Genomic DNA, 20,868 nt, shown 5'->3' with positions numbered 1-20,868 from the left:
CCAGAGTAGAGACATGAATATGCGCATGGACTCATCCCAGCTCAATACCGCGCAGCCAGGTGTGGTGAGCGGCAATGCACGCGTGGTGCTGGTGACGCAGTCCTCATCGCACGCTTTCTGGTTGGCGAGTGCTTTGGGCAGCGATGCGCAAGTGATACCGGTGGCCGGCGATCTGGCAACGCTTCACGCTGCGATTTCGGCGCCAGGGCTTGGCGTGGTGGTGGTGGATTTCTCGGCTCCCATGACGGAGGCCGCCATCACCCTGGTCGGCGAGCTGCGTGCCGCATTCCCCGGTGTGGTGATCATGGGCGCCGGCTCTGCTGCCGAGCCCGCTTCGATGCGTGCGGCCCTGCGCTGTGGCGTGGCCGAATTCATTGACTGGGATGCGTCCGAATCCGAGGCCAATGTGGCCATCAGGCATCAGCTGCATGCACGCAGTCAGCTGCCTGCGGCGGTGGCGCTGGAGCCGCAAACCAAAGGTTTTGCCCTGCCTTTGCTGGGGGCACGTGTGGGCATGGGTGTGACCACGCTGGCAACGCATCTGGCCGTGATGTTCCAGGAAATGCATGCCTATGACGTGCGAGGCACCAAGAATAGAAAGCAGGTTGCCAGGCCTTTTGGCGCAAGTCAGGTGCCGCTGGAAGAGTCCGCACATGCGGCGTTGCTGGATCTGGGCTTGCCTGCACGCGATGGCTTGCTGTATCTGGGCATCGCGGGTGACTTCAGTTTTGTGGATGCGGTTCAGAATACGCGCCGCCTGGACGCGACATTGATTGAATCGGCCTTTGCCAAGCACTCCACGGGTACGGTGACTCTGGCCTGGCCCTCCGATCTGGGCATGCTGCGCGACGTCAGCCCAGCCGCTGCAGCGGGCGTGGTCAACACGCTCAAGAGCCTGCTTGGGGTGCAGGTGATTGATCTGGGTGGCATGGCGCAGGCTGATTTTCTGGCTCCCCTGCTGCGCGAGAGCGGACAGGGCTGGGTGGTTTGTGACCAGTCGCTGGGAGGTATTGTGTCCACGGCGCAGATGCTCAAGGAACTCGATGCCAAGGGCGTGAATCGCGGCACGCTCAAGCTGGTGCTCAACCGCTTCAATGCGCAAGCCGGGCTGCCCGCCAAAGAGGTCGCACAGCGCCTTGGTCTGGAATTGCTGCATGTGGTTCCGGATCGGTCCACGGTTTTGCTGAATGCCGCCAGCTGCGGCCAGCTGTTGTCGCAGTCGCTGCGCGGTGATCCCTATGTGAGCTGTGTCAGAGGCATGGCCAGGGCATTGCTGAGCGGAGCGGTTGCGGCCGACAAGGTCGCGGAGCCGGCGTCGGGCGTGCTGGGGCAATGGGCCAAGCGATGGAGGAGGGGCGAATGAGCATGGACATCGTTTTCGCCGAAAAAAGCAGTCATTTTTCGGACTCCAAGCAGCTGCTGCTGATCAAGAATGTCGCACACGAGCATTTGCTGACGCGTGTGGAGGAACTGGGTGCGGTGTTTGCCAAATGGTCGACCAGCCGTGTGCGCCAGTTTGTGCACCAGGAGCTTGAACAGTTTGTGCGTCAGCAGCGCTTTCCCGTCAACGACGAGGAGGTGCAATGGATTGCGCAGGCCCTGAACAAGGAGCTGTCGGGGCTGGGGCCACTTGACGATCTGATGGCCGACCCGGAAGTTGAGGACATTCTGATCAACGGCTATCAGCGCGTCTTTGTCTCGCGAAAGGGCATTTTGCAGCAGGAGGCCCTGCACTTCACCGACAACGCCCATGTGCTGCGCATCGTGCGTCGCATCATCTCCCCGCTGGGCCGCCGCCTTGATGAATCCACGCCCATGGTCGATGCGCGTTTGCCGGACGGCGGGCGTATCAATGTGGTGATAGAGCCGCTGTCGCTGGACGGGCCGGCGGTTTCGATACGCAAGTTTCGCAATGATCCGCTGCGGGTTCAGGATCTGGTCGATTTCGGCACCATGGACGAAGGCATGGCCCGCCTGCTGGAGCTGGCGGTGCGCGAGCGCTGCAATATCCTCATCAGCGGCGGCACCAGCTGCGGCAAGACCTCCATGCTCAATGCGATTGCGGGCTTTATCCCCGGCAATGAGCGGGTGGTGACGATTGAGGATACAGCCGAGCTGACGCTGCCTCATCCGCATGTGGTGCGCATGGAAAGCCGCCCCGGTGGTTTTGAAGGCGCCGGAGTGGTTTCCATACGGGATCTGCTGCGCAACAGCTTGCGCATGCGCCCGGATCGCATTGTGGTGGGCGAGGTGCGCGGTGCGGAAGTGCTCGAGATGCTACAGGCCATGAATACCGGTCACGATGGCTCCATGGCCACGATCCACGCCAGCTCTCCTCGGGAGTGTCTGCACCGCATGGAGATGCTTGCCGGCTTTGCGGGTTTTCAGGGCAGCGAGGTCAGCCTGCGCCGCCAGATTGCCAATGCGCTCGATTTCATCGTGCAGATCAGCCGCCTGCCCAATGGCAAGCGGCGCATCACATCGATCACCGAAGTCACAGGCATCATCGATAGCGTGATTGCCACCCAGGAACTCTATCGTCACGAGTTGCTGCCGCAGCCCGACGGGGAGGATCTGGAGCGCTGGACCACGCTGGGCATGGTGCCGCATACGCCCAAGCTGGCGCGCTATCGCGCGGTGCTGCAGCACGCGGGTGGCAACGGCGCAAACCATGGGGGGCTGCGCCATGGCTAGCCATGCGTTCTTACTCCTGAGTCTGGCGCTGCTGATCGCTGCGGCCGCCATGGCGCTGTGGATGCTTGTCGGGCGGCAGCAGAAGACGCACCGTATGACCAGGCATCTGGAGCAGAGCCTGGAAAAAAGCGCGGCGGCGGCGGCCGGATTTACCGCCAAGGATGCAGCGGCATCCGCTTTTGATAGCTCTGTGGCAGATGCGCTGCTGGGCAAGGAGAAGAAGGCAGGCTGGCCGGTTCCCGCGATTTTGCTGGGTACGGTCAGCGCCCGGCTTTTCTATGGAGGGCTGGTCCTGATTGCTGCGACGTTTCTGGCCGTTGGTCTTGCGGTCGGCTGGCTGGCGGCCAGTGCCGCGCTGGTGCTGCTGGGGATTGGCTTCTTCTTTTTGCTTTACGCGCGGGCTCAGAAGTTTCGCGCCAGACTCACGCAGCAGCTGCCTGGCTTTCTCGACAACACGGTGCGCTTGGTGACGATTGGCAACTCCGTACAGGCGGCCTTCCAGATGGCCGCGGCCAGCACCAAAGACCCTTTGCAGTCGGTCATGGAAAAAGCCGCCAGTCTGGCCCGTGCGGGTATGGATCTGGAGAACGCGGTGGCCCATGTGGCCAGGCAGACAAGACTGGACGAGTTGCATTTGCTGGCTGCCATTCTGCGCATCAGCGTGCGTTATGGCGGCCGGGTCGATCTGCTGCTGGAGCGTGTGGCCCACTTCATGCGTGACCGCGAGCAGGCCGAGCAGGACTTGTCTGCCATGACGGCCGAAACGCGCATGTCGGCCTGGGTGCTGAGTCTGCTGCCGGTGGCTGTGTGCTGTCTGATCATTTCCTTCAATGCAGGTTATTTTCTGAATATGTGGAATGACGCCAGTGGCCGCAACATCATCTGGACGGCGGCGGCTCTGCAGGTCTTTGGCGTGTTGCTGCTCTACCGCATGGCCAAGCTTGAAGAGGGGGGCGATTGATGGAGACATCCCGTCTTTTGCTGATGCTGAGCGTGGCATTTCTGGCCTTGGCGGCGTTGGTCGGTGCGGTTTTGATTGCCTATGCGCATCAGCGCCGTGAACGCAGCAGTCAGGTGGTACAGGATGCGCTGAGCCGCAGCGGTGCTGCTGCGGCGAATGCGGCGACAGTGCCTTCAAGGCCCGCAGATCTGCTGCGCTCGCTCAATGGAGATGGCGAGCTGCCTGCGCACTGGCTCAATACCTCGTTTGGCAAGGCGCTGGTTGCGCAGGAAGACCGCATTTTGCTGAGCAAATGTGGCTGGGGCTCAATCCGTGCACAGCTGCAATATCTGATAGCGCGCTGTGTGGTCTCTGTACTGCTCGTGCTGCTTGCAGCCTTTATTTTTTCGGGTAGCAAGCTATTTATTCTCTATCTGTTTGCTTCCTTCACCATTGGCTTTTTGCTTCCCAAATGGGTGCTGCGCAGCGCGGCCCGCCGCCGTATGGCCAGCGTCGCCCGCGAACTGCCCTTGCTCGTCGATCTGCTGGGCCTGCTGCAAGGCACGGGGATGAGTCTGGACCAGACCCTGCAGGTCATTGGCTCCGATTTCGGCAATGTCATGCCCGTGCTTTCACGGGAGATACAGCTGGCCAGCCAGCAATACAGTCGGGGCAGCACGCGCGAGCGTTCCTTTGGGCGCATGAGCGAGATCTATCAGAACGACAACCTGGCCAATCTGACATCGTTGATGATTCAGATCGACAGATACGGCGGAGCCGTGCAGGAGCCGCTGCGCATTTTTGGCGAACGACTGCGCGAGCAGCGCAAGGCCAAGATGAAGGAGTTGATAGGAAAGATCTCGGTCAAGATGACTGGTGTCATGGTGGTGACGTTGCTTCCGGCCCTGATTATTATTACCGCCGGACCGGGTTTTCTGGCCGTGATTCGGGCACTGGGAGGGATGAGCAAATGAAAAAAGAAAGCCGATATCTGATGCTGCCATTGGCGGCCGCAACCATGGCCCTGCTGTCGGGCTGCTCCAGCATGGGCAATCTGCTGGGGCAGAGCCAGCCCGTGCTGTCGCCCGCGGCCAAGGCTGCGGCAGACAGGCCGCTGGAGAAGGAGGCGGTGGTCGACACGCAGGATACCTACCTCTCTCTGGTCAAGCAGATGCAGTCCAAGTCGCTCTGGTATGCCTCCATCGCGCACCTGGATGCACTGGACAAGCAATGGGGCGCTTCCAGCGATTCGCGGCTGCTGCGCGCCGATGCATTGCGTCAGGTGGGGCAGCTCAGTGCGGCCATCCCCATTTACCAGGGCCTGCTGGGCAGCGCCAAGGATGGGGCTGCGCGCTACGGCCTGGGCCGTGTGGCAGCAGAGCAGGGCGACTTTCGCAGTGCCGCTCAGCAGATGGAGCAGGCGCGCATGAGCAATCCCGTGGATTCACGCCTCTTGACCGATCTGGGCTACGCCTATCTGCGGGCGCGTGATCTGAACGCAGCGCGCATTCCCTTGATGCAGGCGGCGCAGCTCAACCCGGAAGATGCACAGGTCAACGTCAATCTGAGCCTGTTCATGATGGTCAGCGGCCAGGGCGCACAGGCCGAGGAATTCATGCGCCAGCGCAAGCTGGATGCCCAGACTCAGCAACTGGTCAAGGAGCAGGCGGGAGAGTGGTTGAGGACAGCAAGCCTGGCAGCAGCAAAGCCAGCTGCGGCTGCGACGGGAAAGGTCGTCAACCTTTCCCGTCCGGAAGTGAAGACCGCCCCCGAGGCCGTAGCCAGCTCCGGGAAATCCGCCGAAGTGCCGGAGCCTGCGGCAGTGCAGGAGGTTCCTGCCGCAAAAAAGCCCGCACCGGAGCCTGAAGCCGCAAAGGCTCCGGTGGTGGTAGTCAAGGCAGCGGAGTCTGTACCGTCTCGTTCCCATGTGCCCCAGCCCCTGTTACCGCTGCCCCAAGCGCAGCCCATGGTGGCTCGGAATGTGGAGCGGGCGCCCAGCGGCGGTCAGTGGATGGTCTCTGGCGGCAGCTTTGATGCAGGAAGACCGCGTCACCCCGGTCAGGGAGCGAGCCAGTTTGTGCCGGCGGCTCCGCAGACCTATGCCTATGCGCCGCCTGTGCCTGTGCAGGCAATAGCTGCTCCTGTCGATGTAGCGTCTGCCGCTCCATTGGAAAGGATTTCAGAGTCAAAACAGTCTGAAGTATCCATATTTAAAGCGCAATCAGCTCCTGCATCGATAGCGATAGTGGCGCCGCCGCTGGAGGCGGCCGTGGCGACGGCTTCTCGGTCCGCGAAGCGGGAGACGCCCAAGCCTGCACAGCCCCTGCTTACCGAGGCGATGCCCGCAAAACCGCAGCAGACGCAGCCGGAGCCGGCTTCGCAAGCCGAGCCTGCGGTGCAGCCCGTGATTGCGCGCCAGCCTGTGCGCCCGACAAGATCGATGCCGGAGGCTGCGGTGGTGATGGCTGCGGCACATCCTGCCGCCGTTCGCCAGGCCGGTGAATCCGGTGGCAAACAGGCGGTGCAAGCCATGCTGCCCCAGCGCGCGGCGGCGGGCGGCTTGTTTTTCGAGACGCCCGATGAAGATGCCGGCAGCAAGCCTGCCGCTTCTGCCAAGAAGAGTGCGCCCGAGCGTGCCTGGCCCTGAACCTTCAAGGAGTCCCCATGAATACGCAGACAGCATTCACCCAACGGGCCCGCGCATTCACCCTGGCGTTGATTGCACTGGGCACGGCCTCGGTCGCCATGGCGCAGGCCGGCAGCAGTATCGGCGCCGGCACGGGAGTGACCAATATGAGTGCGCCCCGAAGTGCGGCAGCGATGCCCGCAGCACCTGCACAGGCAGCAGTGACGCAGACACCAGCTCCCGGCAATGCTTCCCTGACACCACCGGCAAGCAATCGGGTGGGCGACGCCACCAGCTATCTGCTGGCATTGCAGTCCAGCGGCCAGTACGCATCGCGCAACGCCTATCCCGTGACAAGCGATGTGGCACAGCGTACCTATCAGCGCTATCTGGAGAGCTTTACCCACAAGATCCCGGAAAGCACGGAAACACAGGTGAGTAGTAAAGCGGGCAGCAGCCGTTAGGCGGCCACAGAGGTTTCTTGCATGCAGTCATTTGCAACAGGCCTGAGCCGTGCTCGCATGCGTCGCCAATCGGGTTCCGTAGCGACGCTGGGGGCGCTGTGGCTGATGATTGCCGTGATCTGCCTGGCAACCATCGATATCGGCAATGTGTTCTGGCAGAAGCGTGAGCTGCAGAAGATCGCCGATCTCGCGGCGCTGGCGGGGGCCCAGGGCGAAACCCCGGCAGACTGCCAGGCGAATGCGGCTCGTATCGCGACCTTGAACGGGATGACGGGTGCGCCGCAGGTTGAATGCGGGAACTGGACCCCAAGTCCCGGGGTGGCCGATACCAGGACCTATTTTGTGAATGGGGCCAGCCCCTTGAATGCTTCCCGTGTGACCGTTGCGCGAACGGTGCCGTATTTGTTCCTGTTTTCAGTGACTGCCGCGAATGGCCGTCAGGTCGAAGCCGTTGCAACCGCGGCGCGAAGCAGGCCGTTGGCACAGCTGAGAATCAGAAGCACCTTGCTTGTCATCGACGATAAGAAATCGGCCATTTTGAATCCGATCATTGGCGGTTTGCTGGGGGGGAATTTAAATATTCAGGCAGTGGGCTGGAACGGTCTGGCCAATGCCCATGTTTCCCTGCTCGATTTCTTCAAGGAATTGGGTGGAAAAAAAGGACTCATAGATATCAATGCGACCGTGATTGATTACGAGAAGATATTGGATGCGCCTATTTCGGCTCTCGATGTGGTCAACGTCATGCTGACGCTTTTCCAAAGGCCGATTTCCAATGGAGACTCTGCCTCCGCAGTCAATGCAGCGATTACCGCACTAAATGCCGTGATTTCCGCAAATATATCCAATGTGCAGATCACGCTTAGACAAATATTGAATGTCAGTTCAGGCTTGCCGGAAGCAGCACTGCAGACGCAACTGAACGCCTTGAACATCATTCAGCTGCTGGCTCAGGTTTCAGGGCAGAAGAACGGAGTGGCGGTCAAGGGAAATGCGCTGGACATTCCAGGAGTGGCTGGCGTAAAGCTCAACCTGAAGGTGATTGAGCCGCCTCAGGCATCGGTGATTGCCGCCTTGCCCTCCACCAGCGCATCCTCTTATGCCAACGCTGCAGTAGCGGTGAAGACCGCCCAGATTCAAGCGCTGATATCAGTAGATCTCAAGGTGCTGGACGGCCTGTCCGGGCTCGTCAATGCACTGGGAGGTTTGATTGGCTTGCTGACCAGTGTCTCACCTCAGTTGACAACGTTGCCCACCCGGTTCGATGTGCAGGTCGAAGGGGTTGGGGCGCAGGCCTGGGTTGAGAATGGCCAATGCTTACCCACCAGAAGGATGAGGGTTCATGCCGAAACCTCGGTGGCCAAGATCCGGTTCGGGCGGTTCGGCAACTCTGCTGACGAGGCATTCACGAACGCCTTCAGCAAGAACCCATCAAGCTATCTGCAGCCCTTCAAGATTATCGATATAGGTCGTCAGCTCCTGCTCTCCCCCAGAGAGGCTGGCTATTACGGGGGAATAGGCTTGAAGATTGACTCTTCAGAGGCCTTGAAAGATTCCAAGATATTCGATTTGAGCGCGCCGGACAGCCTGCTGTCCTTGAACAGCAACAATGAAGCATTTCAGAAATTCAGCATGAAGGGTTTGATAGCCAGCTTGCAGGGACTGTTTGGCAACAACAAGATCGAAGTCATTCAGCCTCCGTCCGGCAGCGATCTTCTGGCCGGGTTGCTGGATCTTGTGACCAAGCTGGTCGCGGAAATTCTCAAAACACTGTCCACAGTGATTGCGCAAATCCTGGCCCCTTTGCTGGACCCCGTATTGAATCAGCTCCTGGGACTTCTCGGGATCGATCTGGCACAGGCCGAGTTGGAGGGGCGCATGGACTGCGGAACGGTTGCGCTGGTCTATTAGTGGCAATCAATGCAGGTTTTCAAGAACCGTCTTCAAGATGTGCGACGTCGTTTCCAGACGAATCCGGGCCCGTGATCCCTGCAGATTCAGTGGCATGCTGTGGATCGATTGGCCCAGACCCCAGCCCACCCACACCGTCCCCACAGGCTTTTCGGCAGAGCCTCCGCTCGGGCCGGCAACCCCCGTCACGGCAATGCTGACCTGGGCGCGTGAGTGACGGAGGGCGCCCTCGGCCATGGCGCGCACGACTTCTTCGCTGACGGCGCCGTGCTTGGCGATCAGCTCGGCGGGCACCCCCAGCATCTCGGTCTTGGCCTCGTTGGAGTAGGTCACGAAACCACGCTCGAACCACTGGCTGGAGCCCGCGAGATCGGTGCAGGCAGCGGCAATCATGCCGCCGGTGCAGCTTTCGGCGGTGGCCAGCATCCAGCCTTTTTCGGTCAGTCTGGCCGCCAGCTGCTGAACCAGTTCTTCGATATTGGCTTCTTGTTTGCTCATCGTCTCCTCCATGGCTTGCGCAGTCAGAAGAAATGCCGCCAGAGGGCCACGACCAGCAGGGTGCAGAAAGCGGCAACCAGGTCATCCCACATGATTCCCCAGCCGCCGCGCGGGCCGAAGCCTTTGAACAGGCGGTCGGCCCATTTGACGGGCTGGGGCTTGACGGCATCAAAAAATCGGAACAGCGCAAAGCAGATGAGCTGGCCCCAGAAGCCCATGGGCATGCACAGCCACAGAACAATCCACATGGCGACCACTTCGTCCCAGACGATATGGCCGGGGTCGGCCACGCGCATATGCTTTGCGGTGACGGTGCAGGCCCACCAGCCTACGGGAATGCTGGCGGCAATCAGCCAGCCGATCTGTGCCGAGCTCAGCCACAGTGCCAGCACCAGATAGGCCAGCCAGGCCCACAGGCTGCCCACCGTGCCGGGGGCGACGCGGGGCAGGCCGGAGCCAAAGCCCAGAGCAATCAGATGGGCCGGGTGTTGCAGCATGAACTTCACGCTGGGGTGGGCGATTCCCGCCGCACTCATGCTGGGGCGTGCTTTGTTATTGATAGCTGCTTGCGCACTATCCACATGCGCTGCGGCGCTATCTGATAGATCATCCGTCATGGCGTGATGATACGCGCTGCCTTACTGCAGGCCGGTGATGGGCTGGTTTTCGGGGAAGCGGATCTGGTGCGTGGCCTGGAATTGGGCCGTGCTGCGGGCGGCCAGATTCTGCTCCCAGGCAATCATGCCGTTTTGCGCATTCCAGCTGGTGGTGGCGGGCTGCGGGCTGTATTGCGACTGCACCTTGATCTGCTCGTTGCGCGAAACAGGGGCCGAGTCCAGCACCTGCAGCGCAATGGGCTGGTTGTGGCGGTTTTCCACGGCGTAGTTGCGCACGATGCTGCGCTCGGTCTTGCTGCTGGCCCAGCCGCCGCTGCCGGTATGGCTTTGCGCAGGCAGGCGGCGCACCACCACGTTGTCATCGCGGCCAAAAGACAGTCCTTGCGCCAGCGCCTGGGCGTTGCCAAAGTCCAGTCTGCCATTGCCAACCAGTGCCTCCTCCCGGAACAGCGCTACCGGGCCTGCCGGCCAGATGCCTGGCGGAGCCTGCAGCGTGGCAATCAGATAGGCCGCCTCTTCCATGGCCGGCGCGGTGCGGGTCAGCAAGCTGGTGGCCAGATTTTCCTGACCTAGCGACAGCGTGATGCGCTCGGCGCTGGAGGGCACGCTGATCTTGTACGGCACGATGAATTGCGTGCTGTAGGCCGTGTTGATGCTGGAGACATCGAGCACTGGCAAGTCCGGTGCCGCTGCCTCTTCGCGCATCGCCCTGGCTCCGCCGCGCGCCATCATGGCGACGGGGGGCGGGTGCCGGTGCGGCGGGGGGCATCGGCTGGGCGATATCCACCGTCCAGGGGCGTGGCATGACCCCCTGGGTGCTGCGGCCGGGCTGGCCGGTGGACAGGCGCAGGCGCACATTGCTCCAGTCTTCGCCACTGGCCTGCACGACCAGGGCCTGGCGCTCCAGCTGCACCTGCTGTCTGGCGGTGTTCAGCTGCGCACGGTAGCTGGGCTGCCAGCTGGGGCCGCGCACCTGATAGCTCAGGCGCACATTGGCCGCGCGTGCGCTGGCCAGCTGCACGCTGACTTTCATGACCTGAGACTGCTCGGAGCCCGTGCGGTCGCGCTCCTGGCGCAGAGGCTGCAGCTGTGCCAGCAGGTCCTGTTTCTGGCGCTGAATCTGGTGGGCACGCAGGCTGTTGTCGCGGCTGGTCTGGCGCAGTACCTGGCTGGTGCCTGCGATCTGCGCGGGGCTGATTCTGGCTTCGTCGCCAGGCTTGCTCATGCCCTGCAGAAAGTCGCCCACCAGCCTGGCGGCGCTTTCTTCGGCCTCGATGTTCGCGAGCTGATCCTCAAGGCTGCGAATCTGCTGATCCAGCGGGCTGGTGCATTCCTTGGCAGCCATCTGCCTGGACTGCATCAGGGTCTTGATCTCACCCACGCGCACGCCTTCGTCGCCGCTGATCTGCAGGCTTTGCGTGTCCACGCTGGCGGGCAGGCATTCAAAGCTGAGCAGGCGGGTCTGGGCTTCGATGCGTGCCTCGCGCTGAATGGCGGCGATGCCGGGATAGAGCGTGACCTCGGTGATAGGCGCGCGATTGCCCGAGACACTGAGGCTGCTGGCGTCGGCCAGGACGAGCCCGGGCAAAGCAGCTGCAACACAGACCATGGACACAGGCAGAAGACGGCTTGAACGCATTGGCAGCTCTTTTGGGCAGTGGACAGGGACATGACTTGTGCAAAACGGACTCAGGTAAGACGACTGCCTCAGCAGGCCGGCCCCTGATGCATTCCTGTTTGCGTAAGTCCTAAGGGTTTGAGCTTAACCCAGGCGGTTTCCTATCCCTTTGCTGGCGCCTCTTGCGTCCGGACCGCGCTCCTTGCGTTCATCCGCCGAAGTGGTCGAAGGACTTCCAGCGGTTTTGCAGCAGCGCACCGTCCGCACCGATCACGCGCAGGCCTGGCTCGGCATCGATACGGCCTATGCGATGCACCGGCGTGCCGCTGGCAGCGCCTGCTGCCAGCACGTCGGCATGCCGGGCGGCGGGGGCGGTAAAGCACAGCTCGTAGTCATCGCCGCCGGCCAGCGTGCATTGCTGCTGCAGTCTTGCATCCAGTTGCCATGCACTGCCTGACGCGTAGGCGGCAGCTGCCATCAGGGGCGTGACGCAGCGGCTGTCTACCGTGGCGCCGACGCTTGACAGCTCCAGAATATGGCCGAGATCGCCGAGCAGGCCGTCGCTGACATCCAGCGCACTGCTGGCAAGGCCGCGCAGCGCCAGGCCCAGCGCTACGCGCGGCGCCGGTGCTTCCAGCCGCTGGCGGGCCTGCAGCAGCAGCTCGGCAGGCAAGGGTGCATGGCCCAGCATGGCCTCCAGTGCCAGGCGTGCATCGCCGAGAGTGCCGCTGACCCAGATCTCATCGCCGGCCCTGGCACCGCTGCGCAGCAAGGCCTGGCCGGCAGGGACTTCGCCGAACACGGTAATGCAGATATTGAGCGGGCCGCCCGTGGTGTCGCCTCCGATGAGTTCGCAGTCATGGGCATCGGCCAGGGTCAGCAGACCGGCTGCAAACTCGCTGATCCAGGCTTCGTCAGCGCGGGGCAGGGACAGGGCCAGCGTGAACGCCAGTGGCCTGGCGCCGCTGGCGGCCAGATCGCTGAGGTTCACGGCCAGAGCCTTGTGGCCCAGCAGGCGCGGGTTCACATCGGCAAAGAAGTGGCGGCCCTCGACCAGCATGTCGCTGGAGATGGCCAGCTGCATGCCGGGGGCCGGGGCCAGCAGCGCGCAATCGTCGCCCACGCCAAGGGCGGCGCGACGCACGGGGCGCTGGAAATAGCGGCGGATCAGATCGAATTCACCCATGAGGTCTCTGGCCGCCCGCAATGCTGCGGCCTGGTGGGCCGCTGGTCAGCGGCGGTTGAAGGTCAAGGCCAGAAAAAGCTCAGCGGCCTGCGCCAGAAGCGCTGGCGTATGGCCTTGTAGATGCGCGAGCGGTCCACGCCGCTGACGTTGTGGGCACGCAGTGCGACGCGGAAGGCCAGGTAAAAGCTCACCCCCACGTTCAGCGCCGCATTGAAGGGCAGCATGGCCACGGCCCACCACAGCAGGTCGTCATGCAGCACCTCCCAGCCCAGCGATGCCACGGCCACGCCGATCTGGCCCGTGGACAGGGTGACGTGGCGCACTTCCAGTCCCAGACCGAAAAAGGCCGCAAATGCAGGCACCAGCCCCAGCATGAAACCCAGCGAGATATTGGATGCCAGGCTGGAGACATTCTTGCGCAGGAAGCGCGCCCAGCGATCTGCGCGAGCCGTGCCCAGAAAGCGGGTGATGCCAGGGTTGTAGCGAATCACCGAGTCGATATTGCGCAGCACAAACCAGTTTTCGGCACCGCCGGCAATCAGGCTGCTGACAAACAGCAGCACGCCGGTAAAGGCGGCGAAGAGCACGGACGGCCCCAGCAGGCTCAGCGAGTCCAGCACCTGGCGCGCATGCGGGGTGCTGAGCGCCTGATGACCGACCAGATAGGCATAGCCCAGCGACAGCAGCAGTGCCCCGGGGAAGACGATGAGCACGTTGCCCAGAATGGCGGCCACCTGGGAGCGCACCAGATGGGCGACTTCGTCGACGAACTCCAGGATGGAGTCATCGCTTTGAATGTCCTTGAGCTTGGCCGCCATGGCCGGCGCCGTCATGGCCGGCTGCTTGGTGGCCACCGTGAAATGCAGCATCTGGATCAGCACAAAGCTGATGGCGTAGTTGAAGCCCGCAGCCAGTCCCGCCCAGAAGACCGACAGGCCCAGCGCATACAGCGCAAACTTGGCCAGCGTGGTGAAGGCCATCACCAGGCCGCCGCCCGCGGCCTTGGCCACCATCTTGCGGTACTCACTGCCGTCACGGGTGATGTAGTGCTCGCCGGTTTCGGCGCTGCGCTCGGCCACCTTGGCGGCCAGCAGGGATGAGTTGGTGGACATCAGCGCGCGCACGCTGCGCCGCTCTATGCCCACGGCCACCAGGTTGGACAGCAGCTCTGACGTCTCGTAGGCGCGGTCTTCGGCCAGCAGGCAATCGAGCAGGCGGCGAATGCGCAGAATGCGCGCACGCACCTGGCGCAGGCGGAAGATCAGTCCGACGGAAATGCCTTCGGCCTCGACATAGGAGTACACCGACGATACGGCGGCGCGGCAAGCCTCAAGCCGCTCGCGCAACTGCGCTGCAGCGGCGTCGCGCCTGTCGGTGGTGCGCAGCGGCAGCATGACTTCCACGCGCAGGTTTTCCACATCGTGGATCAGCGCATGAAACGGCTTTTCCTCGCGTGCCTGCTCGCTCATGCGCAGACGCAGCTCGGGGGCAAACCCCGTGGAGAGAATCTGGCCCGCGCAATAGGTGATGGCGTCCAGCAGATTGCGCTCCCAGAAGCTCACGCCTTCGTCCTGCTGCTGCGGGGTCAGCAAGGTGGTGATGCGGGCCATGAGCTGGCTGTCCAGCGCATGCAGCCAGCGGGCGTCGAAGCGGTCGGGAAAGACCAGCATGAACAGCTCGGAGGCGTCCTCGGTCTCGGGCGTGCTGGGCAGCAGCTTGTAGCGCAGGCGCTCGGCCACTTCGCTGGCCATGGCAGTGCGCGGGGCAAAGCCGAAATCGGCCAGCAGGGCGGTGATGTCCACCGTCTCCATCAGCGTCTGGCTCCAGCGGCGCAGCCGGGCCAGGGCTTCGGGGTCGGCCTCGAAGGCCTCCACGACCTGTTTCACGCGCTGCACGGCGCCTTCGACAGAGGGCTCGGCCGCGCGAATCCATTCAGCCAGATAAATCAGCCACAAATGGCGTTGTGCAAGGCCTGCATCGGGGTCCAGGGAGGCCAGCAGGCCGGGCAGATCAAGAGTGCTTTTCTTCATGCAAATGTGGGGCAGGCCTCAGTGCAGAACGCGCTTCTCGGGCATGGGCATGGGGTCGCCGGACTCGTTCATCTGCAATACGAAGAGCGGAATCTCGCATTCGAAGGTCTCGCCCTCGTGATTCACGCAGAGATAGCTTCCCCGCATGGTGCCCGTGGGCGTACGCAGCTGGCAGCCGCTGCTGTACTCGAAGGACTCACCAGGCTGCAGCAACGGCTGCCGGCCCACCACGCCCAGGCCTTTGACCTCTTCGACATGGCCCAGCTCGTTGGTGATGATCCAGTGCCGCGCAATCAGCTGCGCCGGCACCTCACCCGTGTTGGTGACGGTAATGGTGTAGGAAAACACATAGACGCCGGCGGCCGGGGCGGATTGCTCGGGCAGGTAGGCGGGCTGGACTTGGACCAGAAACTCATTCATCGGCATGAGCTAATGGTAACTGCGACAATGGCAATCCATGAGCCCCACCTACCGTATTGCCCCCTCCATCCTGTCAGCCGACTTCGCCCGTCTGGGTGAAGAAGTGCGTAATGTCATTGCGGCCGGCGCCGACTGGATCCACTTTGACGTGATGGACAACCATTACGTGCCGAATCTGACCTTCGGCCCCATGATCTGTCAGGCTTTGAAGCCTCATTCGGTGACACCCGATGGCAAGCCTGTGCCCATCGACGTGCATCTGATGGTGCAGCCCGTGGACGATCTCGCCACGGCCTTTGCCAAGGCAGGTGCGGACTACATCAGCTTCCACCCCGATGCGTCGCAGCATGTGCACCGCAGCATCCAGAACATCAAAAGCCATGGCTGCAAGGCCGGTCTGGTGTTCAACCCTGCCACGCCGCTGGACGTGCTGGACTGGGTGATCGAGGACATCGACCTGATCCTCTTGATGAGCGTGAACCCCGGCTTCGGCGGCCAGAGCTTTATTGATAGCACGCTGCGTAAGGTGGAAGACGCTCGCAAGCGTATCGAAGCCAGTGGCAAGGATATCCGCCTGGAAGTGGATGGCGGCATCAAGGAAGCCAATATCCGCGCCGTGGCCGATGCCGGTGCCGATACCTTTGTGGCTGGCAGCGCCATCTTCGGCAAGCCGGATTACAAGGCGGTCATCGATACCATGCGCAAGAATCTTGCCTGACTCCCGCTTAAGGCGCTGCGACCCGCAGCTCCTTCGCACCGAGGCGGCGAGGCCGCCCAGGCCTGGTTTCCTGCCCTGACTTTGGCTGCGCTCGATACACGAGCGCGGTTTTTGGAGTCGGGGTATGAAAGTTTTAGTGTTTTTGGCTGCAAGCCCAATATTGAAAAGCGCATGCAGCTATTGAATTGATAGTTGTATGAAGCTGAATCTGCCTGCTCCCGCAGCCGCCCTGGTGGGGCAACTGAATAAAGTTGAATATAAAAATCTCCCGGCGCAGAGGCAAGGTGGGTGTGCTTTTGATAGCACTTCGTTGGTGATAGTTGGAAAATTTTGCAATTCACGTCCTGTCATGTGAAGAATGACAGGAATAGAGTTGAAAACTTCAATGGCCGGGGCTGGTGCGACCCTAAAGAGTGGAACGTATCTCTACACTGCACTGGTGTATTGACCCAGCAGAACCTGCACAGGTCAGGCCGCTAATGCGAATGCCTCAGCGGGTGTTCTCATGTTCAACGCCTGATGCGGGCGTCGGTGGTTGTAGAAGTGGATCCAGTCCCCGATCAGGCGACTGGCATGCTGCAGCGATTCGAAGCGATGCCGATGCACGCATTGCTCCTTGAGCGTACGGATCACCCTCTCGACCAAGCCGTTCTGCTCGGGGCTGTGTGGCGTGATGAACTCCTGGCGCAGCCCATAGCTTCTGACCAGCGAGGTGAAGCTGCGGCTGGTGAAGACCAGGCCATTGTCTGAACGCAGCAGGAACGGCTCAGATACTCGGCCCAGCGTGCCGAAGCGCGCGATCAGGGCCTGCTCCAGTGCTGACTCCGCCGTCTTCGATTTCCCACTGCGCGACAGGTGCCAGCCCAGCAGTTCGCGGCTGTGGCAGTCGATCACCAAGGCCATCGTCGTCCAGCCATCACGCCCGGCCCAGACCCGGCACATATCCGTGGCCCAGCGCTCGTTGGGCGCCTTGGCCACCGAGGGCAGCGACTGGATCCGGGGCCTGAAGCCCACCGGGCGCTTGCGCACCTGCCAGCCCTTGAGCTGGAAGATGCGCTGCACCGTGTTCTTGTTGAACCCCAGCAGGTGCGCCACGGTTCGGTACCCGAAGGACGGGTTCTCCTCGATCATGGCCTTGATCGGGGCCACGAAGTGCCCCTGCAGCGTGGGGGCAGCCTTCACCGGCCGGTAGTACACGCTGCGCCGCGGCACCTCGAACCACCGGCACAGCTTGCTGATCGAGACGGTGATGCCGTCGGCCTGCAGTCCCTGGCGGATCGTCTCGATCACTTCTCGTCCTCGCCCAGCAGGGACTGCAATTTTTTTCTTGCGCGCAACTCCAGCATCGCCTCGCCGTAGGCCTCCTGCAACTCCTTCAGCTGGCGCTCGTACTGCTCGCGCACATCCTGCGGGTTGGCCTTCAGCGCATTCTCCATGCCCTTGCGGCCATCTTCCACCCAGCCCTCAATCTCCGACGGCGGCAGGTCATAGGTTCGACTGGCCTCCGACACGCTGGTCTTGCCCTGGATGATCTCCAGGATCAGTGCCGTCTTGCGCTTTGCGGTCCAGCGTTTGATCTCTTCTTCCATCAATGTGCTCATGGTGTCTTTCTCTCGACGGTAACACCTGAGCAGGTTTTCACTGGGTCAATACAAGCATGCCCCCGGTCAACTTTCGGCGCTGATCAAATCAATGCCTAGTAGAGGCTCTGAGCAGCTTCAGCTCAAATATTGAACCGAATAGGGAATTTCTACTTCGTCTTTTGTTGAGCTTCGAGCGCGCGTCATACACAGCCGCTGTAGCAACTCTTAAGTGCTCATTCTGTTCATTGGACTATCGTTATGAACGCACCACTACACCCACTGCTCACAGGCATACACCTAGAGTGCCGCTCGGGCTGGTTCAACATCATTCGCGTGCTCTGCGAGCAGTTGCAAGACCAGACCGACAGATTCGGAGCTCCCGAACCCAAAGTGCAACAGGTCAAAGAAAAGTACGGCACTCTCCACTTTTACGCAAACCACTGCTCACTGACGCAAGATGCGCTCATTGAGTTCGCTGAAGAACTGTCAGCGCATACCTGTGAAGTGTGCGGAAAATCAGCAACGTTGCGCAAGCTCGGTTGGGTGCAAACGTTGTGCGATGAGCACGCAGATAGAGGCAGAAACATGATTGCAAAGCGTCGCTTGGATTCAATTCCCCAATGGGATCATGTCTGCTGGTATATGGTGGGCGAAGCACTTCTTGCAGATCATGTAATTCACGCTCTATACCGTAGGAACTGGACATATATCGATGAAAAGAAGCTCTCAGAGGAGGACTGGAGCTTCATTTACGGGCTAGGTGAGAAATACGGCGAGTACGGCGAGTTTTCGCCCCTGCCAGACTGGACTTCGATGACGATTCAAGAGCGTCAACAAGAAACCCACAAGCGGGAGACCATGCAGCAGCTGGTTGATCTTGTAGAGCTATGGATATCCAATAACCCTGGCGGGAGGGTGCCTGATGACTTCGATGCTGAAGACTGGATTGCTCAATGGGTTCACCAGAAGCATCCCAGACTCAGCAACGATCGCCCTAGCGACTATTTCTTTAGCCAGGATGGGATGGGGGAGGTAGAGGCATTGCTGCGTGAGGAAGTGCGGATCATGCTCTACGGCTCCAATCGGCGATGACGCGATAAGTCATCCGTGGGCATGCGTTGATGACGGTTAAAGATCGTCAGCAAAGTCATAAAGTATTGATGCGTATTCCGGTTCAATTGACCTTCTGTGCTCGTCCAATCTCCTGCCTTCGGGATTGGACTCCAGAGTCAAACACTACTCAAATCCGGAGGGGCGTCGGTGGAAGTTCAGTGCAAGACTTTGAACAAAAATTCTATGTCTCTTCTGTAACGAAAGTCTGTTCACCAGTGAGAGTGATGCTGAAGGTTTTTTTGTCAACCTACCATCAAAGATTCTCAGGCTCGCGATTCCGTGGAAATCTGTGAATTCGAGGTGTGACAGACCATCTTCAATATTCTTTTTTGCACCTGTCGTTTGTCCCAGTCGAGTAGCTCCATCACCCTTGACGATCGAGTCCATTTCACCCCTTCAAGGCTAAACTCAGTACTTGTGTACCGAACTTAGCCAACATAGATCTTCTAATTGAATCAATCAGAGCATTGAAACTAGATAGCGTTTAGCATCGTTGGCACTGCTGCAAACAGATCGGCTTCCAGCCCGTAATCGGCCACCGAGAAGATCGGTGCCTCGGGATCCTTGTTGATCGCCACGATCACCTTGGAGTCCTTCATGCCCGCCAGATGCTGGATCGCTCCCGAGATGCCGCAGGCAATGTACAGCTGCGGCGCCACGATCTTGCCCGTCTGGCCCACCTGCAGGTCGTTGGGCGCATAGCCCGCATCCACCGCAGCGCGCGAAGCGCCGATGGCAGCTCCCAGCTTGTCGGCCAGCGGCGACATGACTTCCTGGAATTTCTCGGCCGAGCCCAGCGCGCGACCGCCGGAGACGATGATCTTGGCGGCCGTCAGCTCGGGACGCTCGCTCTTGGTCACTTCGCGGCCCACAAAGCTGCTCTTGCCGCTGTCGGCCACGGCTGCGGCTGTTTCCACGGCCGCAGAGCCGCCAGTGGCAGCCGCTGCGTCAAAGCCCGTGGTACGCACGGTGATGACCTTGACGGCATCGGCGGACTGCACGGTGGCAATGGCGTTGCCCGCGTAGATGGGGCGCTCGAAGGTGTCGGCGGAGTCGACCTTGGTGATGTCGCTGATCTGGGCCACGTCCAGCTTGGCGGCCACGCGGGGCGCCACGTTCTTGCCCGAGGCGGTCGAGGGGAACAGGATGTGGCTGTAGTTGCCGGCAATGCTCAGCACCTGGGCCGCCACGTTCTCGGCCAGGCCGTCCTTGAGGCTGGCGCCGTCGGCATGGATGACCTTGGAGACACCGGCGATCTGGGCGGCCGCAGCGGCCGCAGCGGCAGCGCCTTCGCCGGCCACCAGCACATGCACATCACCGCCGCAGGCCTTGGCAGCCGTCACGGTGTTCAGGGTCGCAGTCTTGATCGAAGCGTTGTCGTGTTCTGCAATAACGAGAGAGGTCATTTCAGTCGTCTTTCTCTAGAATTTTTCATGGTGCCTGCATCACCCGCAGCCGGCCCATCTGGCACGACTCAGGCGCGGGACACCGAGGAAGGGCCGCCCCGCACCGAGGGTGTCGTCCCCCTGCGGGGGATGACGCGAAGCGGCTCAGGGGGCCTTAGATGACCTTCGCTTCGTTTTTCAGCTTGTCGACCAGAGCGGCCACATCGGCCACCTTGACGCCAGCGCCGCGCTTGGCAGGCTCGGAGACCTTCACGGTCTTGAGGCGAGGCGTCACGTCCACGCCCAGGTCTTCGGGCTTGAAGGTGTCCAGCTGCTTTTTCTTGGCCTTCATGATGTTGGGCAAGGTAACGTAGCGGGGCTCATTCAGGCGCAGGTCGGTGGTGATGACGGCGGGCGTGGCCAGAGCCACGGTTTCCAGGCCACCGTCCACTTCACGGGTCACATTCACCTTGTCGCCAGCAACTTCGACCTTGGAGGCGAAGGTGGCCTGGGGCAGGTCGGCCAGGGCCGCCAGCATCTGGCCGGTCTGGTTGGCATCGTCGTCGATGGCCTGCTTGCCGCAGATGACCAGACCGGGTTGCTCCTTGTCCACCAGGGCCTTGAGCAGCTTGGCCACGGCCAGGGGCTGCAGCTCGACATCGGTCTCGACCAGAATGCCGCGGTCGGCACCGATGGCCATGGCCGTGCGCAGGGTTTCCTGGCACTGGGCCACGCCGCAGGAGACGGCGATGACTTCGGTGACCACACCTTTTTCCTTCAGGCGCACGGCTTCTTCGACGGCGATTTCGTCAAAGGGGTTCATGCTCATCTTGACGTTGGCGATGTCCACACCCGTGCCGTCCGACTTCACGCGGACCTTGACGTTGTAGTCCACGACACGCTTGACGGGTACAAGGATTTTCATACGTATTCGTTATTTAAGATCAACAGAGAGAACAATCCAAAGGACTGCTGATTGAGTGACAAAAAAATGGGCCGCTGCAGATGCAATGGCAATCTGAAATGCAGACTGACTCAAATGCCCCTTCAGCAGACCCCAACGCC

General features: G+C 61.3%; 18 protein-coding genes and 1 pseudogene. 9 read left to right on the top strand and 10 right to left on the bottom strand.

Translation table 11 applies throughout. The features are described 5' to 3' along the window. Positions 1–25 precede the first annotated feature (25 nt). From O987_RS25640 to O987_RS27650, 7 genes are read left to right on the top strand one after another with little or no spacing between them, the layout of a single operon-like run. Positions 26–1,363: an AAA family ATPase gene (locus tag O987_RS25640; protein ID WP_235214217.1), complete on the top strand. Its 1,338-nt coding sequence runs from the start codon at positions 26–28 to the stop codon at positions 1,361–1,363. Continuing rightward, positions 1,360–2,694, top strand: coding sequence for a CpaF family protein (locus tag O987_RS25635; RefSeq protein WP_043375599.1), 1,335 nt, complete (start codon positions 1,360–1,362; stop codon positions 2,692–2,694). The genes O987_RS25640 and O987_RS25635 overlap by 4 nt, the downstream gene beginning before the upstream one ends. After that, entirely contained in the window at positions 2,687–3,655 is a 969-nt protein-coding gene (locus tag O987_RS25630; RefSeq protein WP_043377017.1) for a type II secretion system F family protein, read from the top strand. Before O987_RS25635 ends, O987_RS25630 begins: the two co-directional genes overlap by 8 nt. Next, positions 3,655–4,608, top strand: a complete 954-nt coding sequence (locus O987_RS25625) for a type II secretion system F family protein (RefSeq protein WP_043375596.1) — start codon at positions 3,655–3,657, stop codon at positions 4,606–4,608. The genes O987_RS25630 and O987_RS25625 overlap by 1 nt, the downstream gene beginning before the upstream one ends. After that, positions 4,605–6,281: a tetratricopeptide repeat protein gene (locus tag O987_RS25620; RefSeq protein ID WP_043375593.1), complete on the top strand. Its 1,677-nt coding sequence runs from the start codon at positions 4,605–4,607 to the stop codon at positions 6,279–6,281. The genes O987_RS25625 and O987_RS25620 overlap by 4 nt, the downstream gene beginning before the upstream one ends. A 17-nt stretch (positions 6,282–6,298) precedes the next feature. After that, positions 6,299–6,724 (top strand): DUF3613 domain-containing protein, encoded by a 426-nt coding sequence (locus tag O987_RS25615; protein ID WP_043375591.1) that lies wholly within the window; start codon positions 6,299–6,301, stop codon positions 6,722–6,724. Positions 6,725–6,745: 21 nt separating this feature from the next. Then, on the top strand, positions 6,746–8,635 hold the full coding sequence (locus O987_RS27650) for a TadG family pilus assembly protein (protein ID WP_080731611.1): 1,890 nt from the start codon (positions 6,746–6,748) through the stop codon (positions 8,633–8,635). Between the two features lie 6 nt (positions 8,636–8,641). Here O987_RS27650 and O987_RS25605 read toward each other — a convergent pair whose 3' ends face one another. The 6 genes and pseudogenes from O987_RS25605 to apaG all read right to left on the bottom strand — a co-directional run bounded on the left by O987_RS25605 (position 8,642) and on the right by apaG (position 15,010). Then, positions 8,642–9,133, bottom strand: a complete 492-nt coding sequence (locus tag O987_RS25605; RefSeq protein ID WP_043375589.1) for a CinA family protein — start codon at positions 9,131–9,133, stop codon at positions 8,642–8,644. 23 nt (positions 9,134–9,156) lie between these two features. Then, positions 9,157–9,750: a phosphatidylglycerophosphatase A gene (locus O987_RS25600; protein WP_080731610.1), complete on the bottom strand. Its 594-nt coding sequence runs from the start codon at positions 9,748–9,750 to the stop codon at positions 9,157–9,159. A 21-nt stretch (positions 9,751–9,771) separates the two neighbouring features. Continuing rightward, a pseudogene (locus O987_RS29795) lies at positions 9,772–11,389 on the bottom strand (mucoidy inhibitor MuiA family protein). A gap of 187 nt (positions 11,390–11,576) precedes the next feature. Next, entirely contained in the window at positions 11,577–12,554 is a 978-nt protein-coding gene (thiL, locus tag O987_RS25590; RefSeq protein WP_043375585.1) for a thiamine-phosphate kinase, read from the bottom strand. A 62-nt stretch (positions 12,555–12,616) separates the two neighbouring features. Next, positions 12,617–14,584 carry a site-specific recombinase gene (locus tag O987_RS25585; protein ID WP_043375583.1) on the bottom strand — a complete coding sequence of 656 codons (1,968 nt, stop codon included), beginning with the start codon at positions 14,582–14,584 and terminating at the stop codon, positions 12,617–12,619. Positions 14,585–14,602: 18 nt separating this feature from the next. Continuing rightward, positions 14,603–15,010 (bottom strand): Co2+/Mg2+ efflux protein ApaG, encoded by a 408-nt coding sequence (gene apaG, locus O987_RS25580; protein ID WP_019043152.1) that lies wholly within the window; start codon positions 15,008–15,010, stop codon positions 14,603–14,605. A gap of 31 nt (positions 15,011–15,041) precedes the next feature. Here apaG and rpe point away from each other — a divergent pair, with 31 nt between their 5' ends. Then, the gene (gene rpe, locus O987_RS25575; protein ID WP_043375580.1) at positions 15,042–15,722 is read left to right on the top strand and encodes a ribulose-phosphate 3-epimerase; all 681 of its coding nucleotides are present in this window, start codon (positions 15,042–15,044) and stop codon (positions 15,720–15,722) included. A 468-nt stretch (positions 15,723–16,190) separates the two neighbouring features. Here rpe and O987_RS25570 read toward each other — a convergent pair whose 3' ends face one another. Then, the gene (locus O987_RS25570) at positions 16,191–17,012 is read right to left on the bottom strand and encodes an IS3 family transposase (protein ID WP_003060102.1); all 822 of its coding nucleotides are present in this window, start codon (positions 17,010–17,012) and stop codon (positions 16,191–16,193) included. Beyond that, positions 17,009–17,323, bottom strand: a complete 315-nt coding sequence (locus O987_RS25565; protein ID WP_043373207.1) for a DUF1153 domain-containing protein — start codon at positions 17,321–17,323, stop codon at positions 17,009–17,011. The genes O987_RS25570 and O987_RS25565 overlap by 4 nt, the downstream gene beginning before the upstream one ends. A gap of 240 nt (positions 17,324–17,563) precedes the next feature. On the opposite strand from O987_RS25565, the gene O987_RS25560 reads away from it, so the two are divergent. Next, a complete protein-coding gene (locus O987_RS25560) occupies positions 17,564–18,397 on the top strand; it encodes an antitoxin Xre/MbcA/ParS toxin-binding domain-containing protein (RefSeq protein WP_043375578.1) in 834 nt (277 codons plus the stop codon). A gap of 494 nt (positions 18,398–18,891) precedes the next feature. Here the strand turns inward: O987_RS25560 and O987_RS25555 are convergent, their stop codons facing one another. Together O987_RS25555 and O987_RS25550 are read right to left on the bottom strand one after the other, a co-directional pair. Continuing rightward, a complete protein-coding gene (locus O987_RS25555) occupies positions 18,892–19,824 on the bottom strand; it encodes an electron transfer flavoprotein subunit alpha/FixB family protein (RefSeq protein ID WP_043375576.1) in 933 nt (310 codons plus the stop codon). 154 nt (positions 19,825–19,978) lie between these two features. Then, a complete protein-coding gene (locus O987_RS25550) occupies positions 19,979–20,728 on the bottom strand; it encodes an electron transfer flavoprotein subunit beta/FixA family protein (RefSeq protein ID WP_043374770.1) in 750 nt (249 codons plus the stop codon). Positions 20,729–20,868: the final 140 nt, after the last annotated feature.

Source organism: Comamonas testosteroni TK102, assembly GCF_000739375.1.
GTDB classification, from domain to species: Bacteria; Pseudomonadota; Gammaproteobacteria; order Burkholderiales; family Burkholderiaceae_C; genus Comamonas; species Comamonas brasiliensis.
This window is presented reverse-complemented; position numbering and strand designations above follow the sequence as displayed.

What these genes read in the sequence shown, in the direction of transcription:
- O987_RS25625 (WP_043375596.1), top strand. Translation starts at nt 3,655, where the DNA reads ATGGAGACATCCCGTCTTTTGCTGATGCTGAGCGTGGCATTTCTGGCC.
- O987_RS25640 (WP_235214217.1), top strand. Translation starts at nt 26, where the DNA reads ATGGACTCATCCCAGCTCAATACCGCGCAGCCAGGTGTGGTGAGCGGC.
- O987_RS25615 (WP_043375591.1), top strand. Translation starts at nt 6,299, where the DNA reads ATGAATACGCAGACAGCATTCACCCAACGGGCCCGCGCATTCACCCTG.
- O987_RS25585 (WP_043375583.1), bottom strand. Translation starts at nt 14,584, where the DNA reads ATGAAGAAAAGCACTCTTGATCTGCCCGGCCTGCTGGCCTCCCTGGAC.
- rpe (WP_043375580.1), top strand. Translation starts at nt 15,042, where the DNA reads ATGAGCCCCACCTACCGTATTGCCCCCTCCATCCTGTCAGCCGACTTC.
- O987_RS25555 (WP_043375576.1), bottom strand. Translation starts at nt 19,824, where the DNA reads ATGACCTCTCTCGTTATTGCAGAACACGACAACGCTTCGATCAAGACT.
- O987_RS25605 (WP_043375589.1), bottom strand. Translation starts at nt 9,133, where the DNA reads ATGAGCAAACAAGAAGCCAATATCGAAGAACTGGTTCAGCAGCTGGCG.
- O987_RS25620 (WP_043375593.1), top strand. Translation starts at nt 4,605, where the DNA reads ATGAAAAAAGAAAGCCGATATCTGATGCTGCCATTGGCGGCCGCAACC.
- O987_RS27650 (WP_080731611.1), top strand. Translation starts at nt 6,746, where the DNA reads ATGCAGTCATTTGCAACAGGCCTGAGCCGTGCTCGCATGCGTCGCCAA.
- O987_RS25550 (WP_043374770.1), bottom strand. Translation starts at nt 20,728, where the DNA reads ATGAAAATCCTTGTACCCGTCAAGCGTGTCGTGGACTACAACGTCAAG.
- apaG (WP_019043152.1), bottom strand. Translation starts at nt 15,010, where the DNA reads ATGCCGATGAATGAGTTTCTGGTCCAAGTCCAGCCCGCCTACCTGCCC.
- O987_RS25560 (WP_043375578.1), top strand. Translation starts at nt 17,564, where the DNA reads ATGAACGCACCACTACACCCACTGCTCACAGGCATACACCTAGAGTGC.
- O987_RS25630 (WP_043377017.1), top strand. Translation starts at nt 2,687, where the DNA reads ATGGCTAGCCATGCGTTCTTACTCCTGAGTCTGGCGCTGCTGATCGCT.
- O987_RS25600 (WP_080731610.1), bottom strand. Translation starts at nt 9,750, where the DNA reads ATGACGGATGATCTATCAGATAGCGCCGCAGCGCATGTGGATAGTGCG.
- O987_RS25635 (WP_043375599.1), top strand. Translation starts at nt 1,360, where the DNA reads ATGAGCATGGACATCGTTTTCGCCGAAAAAAGCAGTCATTTTTCGGAC.
- O987_RS25565 (WP_043373207.1), bottom strand. Translation starts at nt 17,323, where the DNA reads ATGAGCACATTGATGGAAGAAGAGATCAAACGCTGGACCGCAAAGCGC.
- thiL (WP_043375585.1), bottom strand. Translation starts at nt 12,554, where the DNA reads ATGGGTGAATTCGATCTGATCCGCCGCTATTTCCAGCGCCCCGTGCGT.